Source organism: Rhizobium sp. YTUHZ045 (assembly GCF_051124255.1).
Classification (GTDB): Bacteria; Pseudomonadota; Alphaproteobacteria; order Rhizobiales; family Rhizobiaceae; genus Rhizobium.
Map to the genome: position 1 here is coordinate 1,002,308 of NZ_CP101433.1, position 14,773 is coordinate 1,017,080.

The 14,773-nt window shown below is 62.1% G+C and carries 11 protein-coding genes; 8 read left to right on the top strand and 3 right to left on the bottom strand.

What is annotated here, in order from left to right; translation table 11 throughout:
• Window positions 1–135: 135 nt before the first annotated feature.
• From NMA58_RS26905 to NMA58_RS26940, 8 genes are all read left to right on the top strand, one after another.
• Window positions 136–6,435 carry a HAMP domain-containing protein gene (locus tag NMA58_RS26905; protein ID WP_434713901.1) on the top strand — a complete coding sequence of 2,100 codons (6,300 nt, stop codon included), beginning with the start codon at window positions 136–138 and terminating at the stop codon, window positions 6,433–6,435.
• A 10-nt stretch (window positions 6,436–6,445) separates the two neighbouring features.
• A complete protein-coding gene (locus NMA58_RS26910) occupies window positions 6,446–8,119 on the top strand; it encodes a response regulator (protein WP_097600556.1) in 1,674 nt (557 codons plus the stop codon).
• Window positions 8,120–8,401: 282 nt separating this feature from the next.
• Window positions 8,402–10,177, top strand: coding sequence for a malto-oligosyltrehalose trehalohydrolase (gene treZ / locus NMA58_RS26915; protein ID WP_434713902.1), 1,776 nt, complete (start codon window positions 8,402–8,404; stop codon window positions 10,175–10,177).
• 13 nt (window positions 10,178–10,190) lie between these two features.
• Complete coding sequence (gene malQ, locus NMA58_RS26920; RefSeq protein ID WP_434713904.1) at window positions 10,191–12,152, top strand: 4-alpha-glucanotransferase; 1,962 nt, start codon at window positions 10,191–10,193, stop codon at window positions 12,150–12,152.
• A gap of 139 nt (window positions 12,153–12,291) precedes the next feature.
• Window positions 12,292–12,507, top strand: coding sequence for a hypothetical protein (locus NMA58_RS26925; protein ID WP_221127102.1), 216 nt, complete (start codon window positions 12,292–12,294; stop codon window positions 12,505–12,507).
• 10 nt (window positions 12,508–12,517) lie between these two features.
• On the top strand, window positions 12,518–12,700 hold the full coding sequence (locus tag NMA58_RS26930) for a hypothetical protein (protein WP_221127101.1): 183 nt from the start codon (window positions 12,518–12,520) through the stop codon (window positions 12,698–12,700).
• 9 nt (window positions 12,701–12,709) lie between these two features.
• Entirely contained in the window at window positions 12,710–12,898 is a 189-nt protein-coding gene (locus tag NMA58_RS26935) for a hypothetical protein (RefSeq protein WP_088685813.1), read from the top strand.
• Window positions 12,899–12,981: 83 nt separating this feature from the next.
• On the top strand, window positions 12,982–13,143 hold the full coding sequence (locus tag NMA58_RS26940) for a hypothetical protein (protein WP_164517833.1): 162 nt from the start codon (window positions 12,982–12,984) through the stop codon (window positions 13,141–13,143).
• A gap of 301 nt (window positions 13,144–13,444) precedes the next feature.
• Here the strand turns inward: NMA58_RS26940 and NMA58_RS26945 are convergent, their stop codons facing one another.
• The 3 genes from NMA58_RS26945 to NMA58_RS26955 all read right to left on the bottom strand — a co-directional run bounded on the left by NMA58_RS26945 (window position 13,445) and on the right by NMA58_RS26955 (window position 14,401).
• A complete protein-coding gene (locus NMA58_RS26945) occupies window positions 13,445–13,642 on the bottom strand; it encodes a hypothetical protein (RefSeq protein ID WP_434713905.1) in 198 nt (65 codons plus the stop codon).
• Between the two features lie 74 nt (window positions 13,643–13,716).
• Window positions 13,717–14,079, bottom strand: coding sequence for a hypothetical protein (locus NMA58_RS26950; RefSeq protein ID WP_097600563.1), 363 nt, complete (start codon window positions 14,077–14,079; stop codon window positions 13,717–13,719).
• A gap of 133 nt (window positions 14,080–14,212) precedes the next feature.
• Window positions 14,213–14,401 (bottom strand): hypothetical protein, encoded by a 189-nt coding sequence (locus NMA58_RS26955; RefSeq protein WP_221127100.1) that lies wholly within the window; start codon window positions 14,399–14,401, stop codon window positions 14,213–14,215.
• Window positions 14,402–14,773 lie beyond the last annotated feature (372 nt).

The following is a 14,773-nucleotide window of genomic DNA, read 5'->3' on the forward strand; positions in this document are numbered from 1 at the left end:
AGCGGGAAACTGTTCCCACGCCGGCAAAGTTTGGCCGTCGACACTGGGTTAGGCCTACCTCTGCAACCCTGCGGCACACCCATAGCCTTTTTCCAGTCGAGCACTAATTACCCTCTGTCGAACAGGGGGGATTTCGTGAGCACGCAAACCGGTGAATTTTCGCGCGACGACGCTGCTGCTGAGAGCATCAACGGGTACGACCACAAAAGCATGGCGTACGACGATGCCAGCGCCCTTTTAGAAGTGCTGGTCGCGGTCAGGCGCGGCGACTTTTCCGTGCGGATGCGCTCTGACCTGACCGGCGTGACCGGCAAAGTCGCCGATGCGCTGAACGACATCATCGCCGCCAATCAGCGCATGGCCCGGCAGCTCGAACATGTCGGCCAGGTCGTCGGCCGCGACGGGCGGACAAGTACCAGGGTGCGCTTCGGCCTGTCGGATGGATCATGGTCGGAAATGGAAGGCTCGATCAATGGCCTGATCGACGATCTCCTGTGGCCGACCACGGCGGTCACCCGCACGATCACCGCGGTCGCCAAAGGCGATCTCTTGCAGACCGTGCCGCTCGATGTCGACGGGCGGGCGCTGAAGGGCGAATTCCTGCGCTCGGCCGATATCGTCAACACGATGATCAAGCAGCTCAGCGTCTTCACCTCGGAGGTGACGCGCGTTGCCCGCGAAGTCGGCACTGACGGCAAGCTCGGTGGCCAGGCGCAGGTGCCCGAGGTGACGGGCGTCTGGAAGGACTTGACCGAAAGCGTCAACTCGATGGCGTCGAACCTGACGGCGCAGGTGCGCAATATCGCGGAGGTGACGATCGCGGTCGCTAACGGCGACCTCTCCAAGAAGATTACCGTCGACGTGCGCGGCGAGATCCTGCAGCTGAAGGAAGCGATCAACACCATGGTCGATCAGCTGCGCTCCTTCGCTTCCGAAGTGACGCGCGTCGCCCGTGAGGTCGGCACCGAAGGCAAGCTTGGCGGCCAAGCGCTGGTGCCGGGTGTCGCCGGCACCTGGAAGGACCTGACCGACTCGGTCAACGCGATGTGCGGCAACCTCACAGCCCAGGTGCGCAACATCGCGCAGGTGACGACGGCGGTTGCGCGCGGCGACCTCTCGCGCAAGATCACCGTCGACGTCTCGGGTGAAATCCTGGAGCTCAAGGAAACCATCAACACGATGGTGGATCAGTTGAACGGCTTTGCCGGCGAAGTCACGCGCGTGGCGCGTGAAGTCGGCACGGAAGGCCGCCTCGGCGGTCAGGCGCAGGTGCCGGGCGTCGCCGGCACCTGGAAGGACCTGACCGACAACGTCAATTCGATGGCCTCGAATCTGACGGCGCAGGTGCGCAACATCGCCGAAGTTTCCACCGCGATCGCCAATGGCGACCTGTCGAAGAAGATCACGGTGACGGTTTCGGGGGAAATCCTCGAGCTGAAGGAAACCATTAATACGATGGTCGATCAGCTGAACGCCTTTGCCTCGGAGGTGACGCGTGTCGCCCGCGAAGTGGGAACGGAAGGTCGGCTCGGTGGTCAGGCGAATGTACGTGGCGTCGCCGGCACCTGGAAGGACCTGACCGAAAACGTCAACTCGATGGGCGGCAACCTGACGGCGCAGGTGCGTAATATCGCGGAAGTCTCCACAGCCATCGCCAATGGCGACCTGTCGAAGAAGATCACCGTCGACGTGAAGGGCGAAATTCTCGAACTGAAGGAAACCATCAACACGATGGTCGACCAGCTGAACGCCTTCGCTTCGGAAGTGACGCGCGTGGCGCGCGAAGTCGGCACGGAAGGCCGGCTTGGCGGCCAGGCGAACGTGCGCGGCGTGGCCGGCACCTGGAAGGACCTGACCGACAGCGTCAATTCCATGGCCTCCAACCTGACCGGCCAAGTGCGCAATATCGCCGAAGTAGCGACTGCCGTTGCCCAGGGCGACCTTTCGAAGAAGATCACCGTTCCGGTGTCGGGCGAAATCCTCGAACTGAAAGAGACCATCAATACGATGGTCGACCAGTTGAACGGCTTTGCCGGCGAGGTCACGCGCGTCGCACGCGAAGTCGGCACCGAAGGCCGGCTCGGCGGCCAGGCCAACGTGCTCGGCGTCGCCGGCACCTGGAAGGACCTGACCGACAGCGTCAATTCCATGGCCGGCAACCTGACGGCGCAGGTGCGCAACATCGCCGAAGTCTCCACGGCGATCGCCAATGGCGACCTGTCGAAGAAGATCACGGTGTCGGTTTCGGGCGAAATTCTCGAGCTCAAGGAAACGCTGAACACTATGGTGGATCAGCTGAACCGCTTCGCCTCCGAGGTGACGCGTGTGGCCCGAGAGGTCGGCACCGAAGGCAAGCTCGGCGGTCAGGCGCAGGTGCCTGGTGTGGCCGGGACCTGGAAGGATCTGACCGAAAACGTCAACTCCATGGCCTCGAACCTCACCGGTCAGGTGCGCAACATCGCCGAAGTCACGACCGCCGTGGCGCGCGGCGACCTCTCACGCAAGATCACTGTCGACGTGAAGGGGGAAATCCTTGAGCTGAAGAACACCATCAATACCATGGTGGACCAGCTGAACGCTTTCGCCGGCGAAGTCACGCGTGTTGCCCGCGAAGTTGGCACCGAAGGCAAACTCGGCGGCCAGGCGCAGGTACCAGGCGTTGCCGGCACCTGGAAGGATCTGACCGACAGTGTCAACTCCATGGCGGGCAACCTGACGGCGCAGGTGCGAAACATCGCCGAGGTGGCGACTGCGATCGCCAATGGCGACCTGTCGCGCAAGATCACCGTCGATGTGCGCGGCGAGATCCTGCTCTTGAAGGACACGCTGAATACTATGGTCGACCAGCTTCGCTCCTTTGCCGGCGAAGTGACGCGTGTGGCCCGCGAAGTCGGCACTGACGGCCGCCTCGGCGGCCAGGCCGTCGTTCCCGGCGTCGCCGGCACCTGGAAGGACCTGACGGACAACGTCAATCTGCTCGCCGCCAATCTGACGACCCAGGTTCGCAACATCGCCGAAGTGACGACCGCCGTGGCGCGCGGCGACCTCTCGCGCAAGATCACCGTCGACGTGAAGGGAGAAATCCTCGAACTGAAGAACACGATCAATACGATGGTCGACCAGCTGAACGCCTTCGCCGGCGAAGTCACACGCGTCGCCCGCGAAGTCGGCACCGAAGGTAAGCTCGGCGGTCAGGCGCAGGTGCCCGGCGTCGCCGGCACCTGGAAAGATCTGACCGACACCGTCAATGTCATGGCCGCCAATCTGACCGAACAGGTGCGCGGCATCGTCAAGGTGGTGACGGCGGTGGCGAACGGCGACCTGAAGCAGAACCTCACCGTCGCCTCGAAGGGCGAAGTGGCGGCGCTCGCGGAAACCATCAACAACATGACCAATACGCTTGCGACCTTCGCCGATCAGGTGACCACAGTGGCGCGCGAAGTCGGCGTCGAGGGCCGCCTCGGCGGCCAGGCGAATGTTCCCGGTACCGCGGGAACGTGGAAGGATCTGACCGGCAACGTCAACCTGCTTGCCGCCAATCTGACGACGCAGGTGCGCGCCATTGCCGAGGTGGCGACCGCCGTCACCAAGGGCGACCTGACGCGCTCGATCAAGGTCGATGCGCGAGGCGAAGTGGCCGAGCTCAAGGACAACATCAATACAATGATCGACAACCTGCGCCTGACGACGGAGCGCAACACCGAGCAGGACTGGCTGAAGACGAACCTCGCGCGCTTCACCAACATGCTGCAGGGCCAGCGCGACCTGACGCTGGTCGGCAAGATGCTGCTGTCGGAGCTGGCGCCGCTGGTCGGTGCGCATCAGGGCGTCATCTACCAGGTGGACGCCGACGAGAGCCAGCCGTTCCTGTCGCTGCTGTCGGTCTATGCGCAGGGTGTCGAGGCGGCGCATCCGCTGCGGCTCGACTTCGGCCAGGGCCTGGTCGGCCAATGCGCCAGCGACGCCCGCCGTATCCTCGTCACCGACCTTCCCGACAATGTCGTGCCGATCAGCTCGGGCGTGTTCACGACGCTGCCGCGAAGCGCGATCGTCCTGCCGGTGCATTTCGAGGGGCAGGTGAAGGCGGTGATCGAGCTTGCCTCTGCAGGTGAATTCACCGAGTTGCAGCTTTCCTTCCTCGACCAGCTGACGACGTCGATCGGCATCGTCCTCAACTCGATCGAAGCGACCATGCAGACCGAAGGCCTGCTCAAGCAGTCGCAGCAGCTCGCGGCCGAACTGCAGACGCAGCAGCGCGAGCTGCAACAGACCAACGAGCAGCTCGGCCAGAAGGCGCAGCAGCTCGAGGAACGCAACGTCGAAGTCGAGGCGAAGAACCAGGAAATCGAGCAGGCCCGCCGCGCGCTCGAGGAAAAGGCGACGGAGCTTGCTCTGACCTCGAAGTACAAATCCGAATTCCTCGCCAACATGTCGCATGAATTGCGCACGCCATTGAATTCGATCCTTATCCTCGGCCAGCAGCTTGGCGAAAACCCCGACGGCAACCTCTCGGCAAAGCAGGTCGAATTCGCAAAGACCATCCACGGCGCCGGCACCGATCTGCTTAACCTCATCAGCGATATTCTTGATCTGTCAAAGATCGAGTCCGGTACGGTCTCGGTCGACGCCGAGGAGATCTTTGTCAGCAATCTGCTCGAAGTGATGGCGCGGCCATTCCGGCACGAGGCGGAAAACCGCAACCTGTCCTTCGCGATCGAGGTCGGCGCCGATGTGACGAAGAGCATCATTACGGATTCGAAGCGGCTGCAGCAGATCCTCAAGAACCTGCTGTCGAACGCCTTCAAATTCACCGCGCAGGGCGGCATCACACTTCGCGTCGCCTCGGCGGCGAGCGGCTGGTCGCCGGAGCATCCTTCGCTCCGGCATGCGCCATCGGTCATCGCCTTTGAAGTGATCGATACCGGTATCGGCATTCCGCCTGAGAAGCAGCGCATCATCTTCGAGGCGTTCCAGCAGGCGGACGCCTCGACCAGCCGCAAATATGGCGGCACCGGCCTGGGGCTCGCCATCAGCCGCGAACTGGCAAACCTGCTCGGCGGCGAGATCCAGCTGCGCAGCACGCCGGGTGTCGGCAGCACCTTCGTGCTTTACCTGCCGCTCACCTATGTCGGCGCCGGCGCGGTGGCGCCGAAGTCGGCTCCGGCAGCGGCGAATGTCGTCGAATTCGCCGAGGCGGCTGCCCGCCGGGCTGAGAAACCCGCCGAACATGTCGCGGACGACCGCCACCGGATCGAGCCCGGCGACTCCGTGCTGCTCGTCGTCGAAGACGATGCGCATTATGCCCGCGTCCTCGTCGATCTCGCCCGCGACAACGGCTTCAAGGTGTTGGTGGCGATGCGCGGCAGCGATGCGCTTGTTCTTGCACAGGAATACAGGCCGTCGGCGATTTCGCTCGACATCTTCCTGCCCGACATGCTCGGCTGGACGGTGCTGAGCCAGCTCAAGCAGAATTCGCAGACGCGACACATTCCGGTGCAGATCATCAGCCTCGACGAGGACCGCCAGCACGGGCTGACTCGCGGCGCCTTCGCCTTCATGAGCAAGCCGACAACGCCGGAAGGTCTCGGCAAGGCGCTGTCGCGGCTGAAGGCTTATGCCGAGCCGCGCCGCAAACAGCTGCTGCTGGTGGAAGACAACGAAGCCGAGCGCATGAGCGTCACCGCCCTTCTTGGGCACGATGACATCGACATCACAAGCGTCGGCTCCGGGTCGGAGGCGCTCACGGTTCTCCGGCAGGGCTCGGCCGACTGCGTCGTGCTCGACCTCACGCTGCCTGACATGTCCGGCTTCGAAGTGCTCGAGCAGATCCGCGACGACGCCGAGATCGCCGAAGTCCCGGTCGTCGTGTTCACCGGCCGGGAGCTTTCGCCCGAGGAAGACGCCACGCTGCACAGCATGGCCCGCAGCGTCGTGGTGAAGGGCGTGGAGTCGCCCGAACGGCTGCTCGACGAAACGGCGCTCTTCCTGCACCGCGTCGTCGCCGACTTGCCGGCGGCAAAGCAGGCGACGCTGCAGGAACTGCACAGCTCGGACGAGGATCTTGTGGGCGAGACCGTGCTGCTCGTCGACGACGACGCCCGCAACATCTTTGCGCTGAGCAGCGTTCTCGAACGTCGCGGCATGAAGGTGCTGACCGCGACGACCGGCAGCGAGGCAATCGAGGTCATCAACACCGAGCCCTCGGTGGCGATCGTGCTGATGGATATCATGATGCCCGGGATGGACGGTTACGAGACGATGCAGGTGATCCGGTCGGAGCCCCGCTTCCGACGGCTGCCGATCCTGGCGCTGACGGCTAAGGCGATGAAGGGTGACCGGGAGAAATGCCTGGAAGCGGGCGCGTCGGACTACCTGGCAAAGCCCGTCAACACCGAGCAGCTCCTGTCGGCTCTGCGTATGTGGCTGCACCGCTGAGGATCCGGCCATGAACCCCGTCAACATCCTCCTCGTCGACGACCAGCCCGCCAAACTCCTGAGCTACGAGGTCATTCTCGAAGAGCTCGAGGAAAATCTGATCAAGGCGCAATCGGCACGCGAAGCCTTCGAGCACCTGCTGCGCACGGAAATTGCCGTGATCCTCGTCGACGTCTGCATGCCCGAGCAGGACGGATTCGAACTGGTCAGCATGATCCGGCAGCATCCGCGCTATCAAAACACACCGATCATCTTCGTCTCCGCCGTGATGCTGGCCGAACCCGACCGGTTGCGCGGCTATGCGGTGGGCGCCGTCGATTACGTCTCCGTCCCGATCGTGCCCGAGGTGCTGAGGGCCAAGGTCAGGGTCTTTGCCGATCTCTACAGGAAGACGCGGGAACTCGAACGTCTGAACGCCGAGCTGGAGGCCAGGGTGCATCAGCGCACCGCCGAACTCGAAGCGTCGGCGGCGCAGCTGCGGCAGCTGAACGAGGAGCTCGAGCATCGCATCGACCAAAGGACACGCGAACGCGAGGAGGCGCTGGCGCAGCTCTTCGAAGCACAGAAGCTCGATACGATCGGCCACCTGACAGGCGGCGTGGCGCACGACTTCAACAATCTTCTGATGGCGGTGCTTGGCAGCCTCAGTCTGCTCAAGAAGCGGCTTCCGGCGGATGAGCGCAGCGAACGCCTGGTGACGAACGCCATTCAGGCGGCCGAACGCGGTACGGCGCTCACCCAGCGCCTGCTTGCCTTCGCTCGCCGACAGGAGCTGAAGCCGCAGGCGGTCGATTTCCTCCGCCTGTTCGAAAACGTCGAGGATCTGCTCGCCAAGGCGGTCGGACCGCGCGTCGAAATCCGAAAGCGCATCCCTGCGGATCTGGAGCCGCTGCTGGTGGACAGCAATCAGCTGGAACTGGCGCTGCTCAACTTGTTCGTCAATGCGAGGGATGCGCTCGAAAGCGGCGGTGCGGTGACCGTCGCGGCTGCGGCGGAGGAGACCCGGCCGGCCGGTCTTGCAGGTGGAAATTACATCAGGATATCGGTGTCGGACGATGGCGAGGGAATGGACGAAGCGACGGTTCTGCGCGCTGCCGAGCCATTCTTCACCACGAAGGGGATCGGCAAGGGCACCGGGCTCGGCCTGTCGATGGTGCACGGCCTGGCAGCGCAATCGGGCGGTTCGATCCAGATTTCGAGCACGAGAGGCAAGGGCACGACCGTTTCGCTCTGGCTGCCGGTCGCGCAGAGCATTGCCAAGGCGCAGCCGGCAGTCGTGCCTGCGACCGCGGAACCCCTGAATCCGGTCTCGCGATCGCTTGCCATCCTCGTCGTCGACGACGATGCACTCGTCAGGACCGGAACCGTGGCAATGCTGGAGGACCTCGGGCACCTGCCGCGGGAAGCGGCTTCCGCTACCCAAGCTTTGGAATTCCTCGCCGGCGGACAGGAGTGTGATCTCGTCATCACCGATCATGCCATGCCGGGCATGACGGGCGCCGAGCTCGCACGCCATCTTCGTTCAGCCTTCCCCAACCTGCCCGTTATCCTCGCTTCCGGCTATGTCGAGCTTGCCGAGGATCAGGGGCTCGGCCGGATGCTCAGGATGGCGAAGCCGTTCACGCAAGAGCAGCTCCAAGCGGCCATGGACGAGGCGCTGAGAGACAAGGTCGCAGCGGCATGATGATCGAAGCGGCAGCCGTTGGGGGATGCTGCATAATCGACGTTTCTTCATTCACCCCTAAGTCACCAGCCTGAGTGGCGGAGGAATCGGCTGCCGTGCCCGCGGATGCCGCCCATGAGGCCCGCGGTTAACATGGAAAACTGCTCTTCGTCCGTGTGAACCTTTCAGCATGAACACGCCGCGACCGCTGATGAGATTTCGTCGCGCGTACTCTACCCCGGCGAAACTTTTCGCTCTGCTGAAAGTTACTCAAACCCATCCTCACTCACCGAAGGCTTCCCCTTGACCAAAACGATGTTCGGCCCCGCATTCACCGAAGATGGCGTTCTGTTTCGCCTTTGGGCTCCACTGCATGAAAGCGTTTCGTTGAAAATCGAAGGCTCTGATCCGCGCCCGATGCAAGCGGCTGAAGATGGCTGGCATAAGTGCGCGGTCGCGGATGCCGGCCCTGGTACGCAGTATCGCTTCATCCTGGCGGACGGTCTTCAAATTCCCGATCCTGCTTCGCGCTTCCAGCCGCAGGATCTGCATGGTCCGAGCGAAGTGGTCGACCTTTCCGCCTATCGCTGGAAAACGGGCGACTGGACGGGCCGGCCATGGGAAGAGATGGTCATCTACGAACTGCATATCGGCTGCTTTACACCGCAGGGGACCTTCAGGGCCGCGATCGAACGTCTCGACCATCTGCGGGAACTGGGCGTCGCGGCGCTGCAGATCATGCCGCTCAGCGACTTCCCCGGCCGCTACAACTGGGGCTATGACGGCGTGCTTCCCTATGCGCCCGACAGCAGTTACGGCCGGCCGGAAGATCTCATGGCGCTGGTGGATGCGGCGCACGAACGTGGCATTTCGGTCTTTCTCGACGCGGTCTACAACCACTTTGGGCCAGACGGGAACTATATTCCCTCCTACGCACCGCTCTTTACCGATCATCATAAGACACCCTGGGGCCACGGCATCAATTATGACGGTGACGGCTCTGAGATGATCCGCGAATTCATCATCGAGAATGCCATCTATTGGATTAGCGAGTTCAGGCTCGACGGTTTTCGCTTCGACGCCGTCCATGCCATCAAGGACGACAGCTCTGAGCACCTTCTTCACGCACTGGCCGGCCGCGTCAGGGCTGAAGCCGGTGACCGGCATGTTCATCTGATCGTAGAAAACGAGGAGAACGACAGCGACCTTCTGAAACGTGACGCAGATGGCGGGGCGAGGCTGTTCACGGCCCAATGGAACGACGATGTCCACCATGTGCTGCATATTACTGCCACGGGTGAAACCTTCGGCTACTATGCCGATTATGTCGGCGACGCCGGCAAGCTCGGCCGGGCGCTGGCGGAAGGCTTCGTGTTCCAGGGCGAGCACATGCCGTATCGCGGCGGAAGCCGAGGCAGGCCGAGTGGCCACTTGCCGCCCACCGCCTTCGTGTCCTTTATCCAGAACCATGACCAGATCGGTAACCGGGCGCTCGGGGACCGGATTATGGCTTCGAGCTCGACCGACGCTGTCAAGGCCGTCACATCGATCTACTTGCTGGCACCGCAGATACCGATGCTGTTCATGGGCGAGGAATGGGGCGCGCGAGAGCCTTTTCCGTTTTTCTGCGACTTCGACGAGGATCTGAACGAAAAGGTCAGAAAGGGCAGGCGTGAGGAGCTTTCGCGCCTGCCGGGGTTCGATGTGGACGAGCATCTCGATCCGACGGCGCCGTCGACCTTTGCGGCTGCCAAGCTCGACTGGTCGAAACGCGCGTCTGAAATGCTTGAATTCTACAAGATGCTTCTCGACCTCCGACGTCGACGGATCGTACCCCTGCTGAAAGGAGCCAGAGGCGGAAACGGGGTCTACCGCTCCGCAGGTGCAACGCTCGCGGTGGATTGGGTCCTGGCCGGCGACCGGCGCCTTCATCTGGATGCCAATCTCGGCGGCGAGGCGGCGCCGCTTCTGCGGCGGCGCCAAGAAGGCGAAACGATCTTCCGCCTCGGCGGCAGCGATGGAGGACAATTGGCGCCCTGGACGGTGATCTGGAGCATCTCGCGTGAGGGCCTGGCATGAAGGCGATCGGACGATGAAATCCGCCGAGCTCGAAAAGCTCGCCCGGCGATACGGGATCAGCCCGACCAGGCCCAGTCCTGAGGATCGCGAGGTGGCGATTTCCGCCGACACCAAACGCAAGATACTCTCGGCTTTGGAAGTCGATCTGTCAGGAACCACCCATCGGCAGACGGTTGCACCGCGGCGGGAGCAGGAGCCGGGGCCGGCGAATGACGCAATTCCTAAGTCATTTCTGCCGGACTTCCTGCTCAAGACGCGGGTTTGGGGGATCAGCCTGCAGCTTTACGAACTGCGGTCGGCGCGAAACTGGGGCATCGGAGATTTTGAGGATCTGTCCGCTGTGGCCGACCTGGCGGGGAAGCTTGGCGCTGATTTCATCGGTCTCAATCCGCTTCACGCACCATTTCTTGCCGATCCCGATCGCTGCAGCCCTTATGAACCTTCAAGCCGTCAGCATCTCAACCCGCTCTATATCGCGGTCGATAGGTTGCCAGGTTTTGTCAGTAGTGCCGAACTCGAACGGCAATTGGAGGCACTTCGCCGAAGCGACCTTGTCGATTATGCCGGAGTTGCGAGGACCAAGCTTGGAATTCTGCGGGACCTATGGAGCGCCTGGCTGCAGGCGGGTGCAACCGATGAACGCTACGATCCCGTTGATTTCGATGCCTTCGTCGCGCGCGGCGGCAACAGCTTGCGGCGCCATGCGCTCTTTGAATGTCTTTCGCTCTCCATGGCGGAACGCGGGGCAGGCGCCGGCTGGCGGGGGTGGCCGGCAGATTTCCGGCGCTCTGACAGCGCCGCCGTCGCCGAATTCGCGCGTGAGCATGCGGACGAGATCCGCTTCCACATGTGGCTGCAGTGGCTCGCTCATCTGCAACTGCTTCAGGCAGCGGATCGAGCGCGGGAAGCCGGCCTGCGGATCGGACTTTATCTCGACCTCGCCGTGGGCGAGGCGGTCGACGGATCGGCGACGTGGAGCGAGCCGGATGTCTATATCTCGAAAGCGACCATCGGCAGCCCTCCGGATCCGTTCGCCATAGAGGGGCAGGACTGGCATCTTGCCGGATATCTGCCTTCCGCGATCGCTGCGGGAGACAGCTCGCCTTACCGGCGCATGGTAAGCGCCGCCATGCGCTATGCCGGTGCAATCCGTATCGATCACGCCCCGGCGCTACGACGCCTCTTTCTGGTGCCGCTCGGCAGCAGGCCAGATGGCGGCGCCTATGTCAGCTACCCCGAGCGTCGGCTTCTGCAAATCCTGGCCGAGATCTCCGCCGAGCATCGATGCCTCGTCATCGGTGAAGCGTTGGGAATGATCCCGCCAGATTTGCCTGACGAGCTGGCGGCGGCGCAGATCTTTTCGTATCGCATTCTCTCCTATGAACAGGACGAGAAAGGCTTCAAGCCGCCGGATGCCTATCCCGTTTTTGGCCTGACCTGCATTTCGACGCACGACCATCAGACGCTTGCCGGATGGTGGCGCAGCGCCGACATCCAGGATCGCCGCGACCACGGCATCGTGCCGCCCGATCTCACGGCAAAACATCTCCAGCACCGCCGGCGCGAGCGACGAAATCTGAAGGCAGCGCTCCTCGCTGCCGGCATCGACGTGCCGGCTGGTCTCAGTGCGAGGTCCGGCCGGGAGACTTTGAGGGAATTGACGGTCAGCGCGTACCGCTTCATCGCCCGTACTCCGTCGCTTCTTGTCGCGGTTCGGCTTGCCGACCTTACCGACGAGAAAAGGCCCACCAATATCCCTGGCACGAATGACAGCTACCCCAACTGGAAGCCTAAGCTGTCGGTTTCGCTGGAAGACTTGGCGTCGAACCGTCTGCTGCATCGCATTACGGCGGCGATGGGGGAGGAAAGGCCACGGATTCAGGCGGCAAGGGGACGACCGGGGAGCAGGCGGATTTCGAATAGCCAGGATAAGGATCGCCGAGAAGCCAAAGACCGCTTGTCGAAGTCGCCGTAGAGACCGTGGAACGCGTACCGGTGGGCATCATGAACGCCAAGCAGGCATTGTCATTCTCTGACGATCTCTGTGAAGGTCTCGCATCCCGGAACCTCCACGGGTCTGGCGTGTTTGACTCCAAAAATGGAAGGAGAAAATCATGGCACATGCCGACCGGAAACATATTGGCGCGGGCGCGAAGGGAAAGCGCGACGGAAGCGGCGCGATGACCAATCTCGACGAGGAAAAGCTTCCCGAGAATACGGTTCTGTCGAACCGCGACAAGACCCGGCACTCCAAAGAGCGCGGCCTCGACGGCAAGACGATTCAGACCGAGCAATACTCGGATCACAGCTCCAATCGGAATCCTAAATGAGGACAAGGTGATGAGCAGCAGATTACCTCCCATTCCCGCCGACAACGTCAGCAACAAGGGAGCCGGCAAGCCGCGGCGGACCGAGGCAGAGGATACTGCGGTGGCAAGCGGCAACGAAAACCCTGAAAAGAAGGGTCAACAAGGAAACACCAAAGTCAACACCACCCATCAGGGTTACCAGCAGGACAGGTAGGAGGCATCGATGTCTACGTCGAAGAAGAGCCCATCGACTATCCGCCAGGGCGGCCCAGGCGCATCCCATGAAAACGCCAAGGCGCCGCTCGAGATACCGAAGCCGCCAGCCGAGCCGGATAGACGTACGCGAAGCAAGGTTTCGGGCGGCGGCGGCGAGCATGATCGCCACCACACCCACGACGCAAGAGAGAAGTGAGGGACAGACCTGGCGGTGGAACCCGATGAGCCCAAAGCACGAGGTCCACCGCTTCACATGATCAACATGACGGAAAACAGACCATGACGACCGCATTCATCCTTGTTGCACTGGCTCTCATCGTCATCTACGCCGGCCCGACATTGCTTTACATCTGCGTCGGCTATGCTGACTACATGATCGAACGGCGCCGACATTTGCTGGCTGTAAAACACGCGGTAAAGCGCCGCAGCGACGAGCTTTAGTTATCCGGTCGACGGCGGGCCAGGGTTTCATTCACGCTTCGGATGCCGATATCTTCGGCCGCCGCAGTGTCACTCGATTTTCATCGGCACGCTGGGTGATCGCGAAGTCCTGAAGGATGCCGGCCATTTCGGGGTCGTTGCCGGCATGTGCAATAAAAGCGTAGAAGGCCGCACGAAACCATTTCTTTTTCGGTGGCCTGCGGATGTGATTTCATCACAGCCTTGATCAGCTGCTTCGGTGTGATATTGGCCCGCTTTTCCTTCAGAATGGGCTCGCCAGGCTCCTTCAGATCCTGGTCTTTCAGTCGATTTCCCCGGAATCCTTGTCTCCGATTTCCTCGACATCATGATCAGGTAGAATGCGATGCTTTACTTCCTCGGCCGCGACCGCGATGCCTCTGGCCGTTCCCGCCAGGGCAATCTCGGCCGCGATGAGAGGGTGCTTGCGCACAAGCTTTCCGAGCGCCTTGGCCGTCGCGGCCGCTTTGGCCTGAGACAAGACCCCTTTATCGGCCCGTTGGCGCAAGAGAGATTCCAGCTTTCGCTTCGAATGCTTTCGGGGCGGCGTCGCATCTAATGCACGGCGACGCCCTTCCGAGGGTTTTCTTCCGCCTGCTTCCGGATATTCTTCGGAAGCGCCGAACTGGCGGCCTCACGCACAACATCGATGGCCGCATCGGCGGCACTATGGAAGGCCTGCCCGACCAGCCCAAGAGTCTTCGCGCTCTTGCGCGTACTCGATTTTGCGGCGCCGGCAATGTCCTCGCGGTCCTCCACCAGCACGGCCGCAGCAGCGCCGGCTCCCGCAATCAGCGCCTTTCCCAGCGTGTCACGACCGGTGGGGCTCGCCAGTAAGGTTTTCAGTATCGAATTCTTTCGGATGGCTTTCGGCACCTTGTAACCTGCAATCTTCTTCGGAATCTTTGTCTTGGCCATAACGCACCTCCTTCAGACCGTGAGAACGCGGCAAAGCGCACCCTGTTCCGAGAGTGGGTGGCACCGCGCGAAGGAGGAGCTTCGCCTCTTGTTTGCGGCAACTTCGGCTCGCCGAAGCAAAGGTTAGCAGATGTTAGTGGATCGAGTGAGAGGTGGCAGCATTGATCTTGAGCAGATCCGGGGCGGGAAACATCTCGATCAATCCTGCGGCGAGTTCGTCGACATCGGTCTTGCCTTCATTGAAGAGCTGGATGGCGGCGCTGCACAGGATCTGGCTGTCGTGTTCGCTTACCGAGACGCCGAAATGGCGATACCAGCTCATGACAGCCTTCGACAGGCATCTGAAATCCCGAGGGAGTATCGGTCGGTAGAAAATCGACATGAAAGTCCGCCACGATTGCCGGTTAACGTCATCGCTCTTCACCTAATCAAGATAGTAGCCGCCCCGTTTGATACCAAGCGGCCTGTTTCCTTGGTGCGTTAGCGCACGGAGCCGCTATTCGAGAGCTTCGGAGCCTCTCTTGCCTTTACGCCAGGACACCGGCCGCAATGGCCGCCTGGATGAAACGTTGGCGCGCCAGTTCGGCGCTTCCGCGTCGGCGATACGCATCGACGCGGCGCCGCGCTTCGCTTCGAAATAACCGCCGCCCCGGTGTTCCTGTTCGAAGAGGAACTCCTGCCTGCTGCCACCGGG

Coding starts and splice junctions, on each gene's coding strand:
- NMA58_RS26910 (WP_097600556.1), top strand. CDS start 6,446: ATGAACCCCGTCAACATCCTCCTCGTCGACGACCAGCCCGCCAAACTC.
- malQ (WP_434713904.1), top strand. CDS start 10,191: ATGAAATCCGCCGAGCTCGAAAAGCTCGCCCGGCGATACGGGATCAGC.
- NMA58_RS26925 (WP_221127102.1), top strand. CDS start 12,292: ATGGCACATGCCGACCGGAAACATATTGGCGCGGGCGCGAAGGGAAAG.
- NMA58_RS26930 (WP_221127101.1), top strand. CDS start 12,518: ATGAGCAGCAGATTACCTCCCATTCCCGCCGACAACGTCAGCAACAAG.
- NMA58_RS26935 (WP_088685813.1), top strand. CDS start 12,710: ATGTCTACGTCGAAGAAGAGCCCATCGACTATCCGCCAGGGCGGCCCA.
- NMA58_RS26940 (WP_164517833.1), top strand. CDS start 12,982: ATGACGACCGCATTCATCCTTGTTGCACTGGCTCTCATCGTCATCTAC.
- NMA58_RS26950 (WP_097600563.1), bottom strand. CDS start 14,079: ATGGCCAAGACAAAGATTCCGAAGAAGATTGCAGGTTACAAGGTGCCG.
- NMA58_RS26955 (WP_221127100.1), bottom strand. CDS start 14,401: ATGAGCTGGTATCGCCATTTCGGCGTCTCGGTAAGCGAACACGACAGC.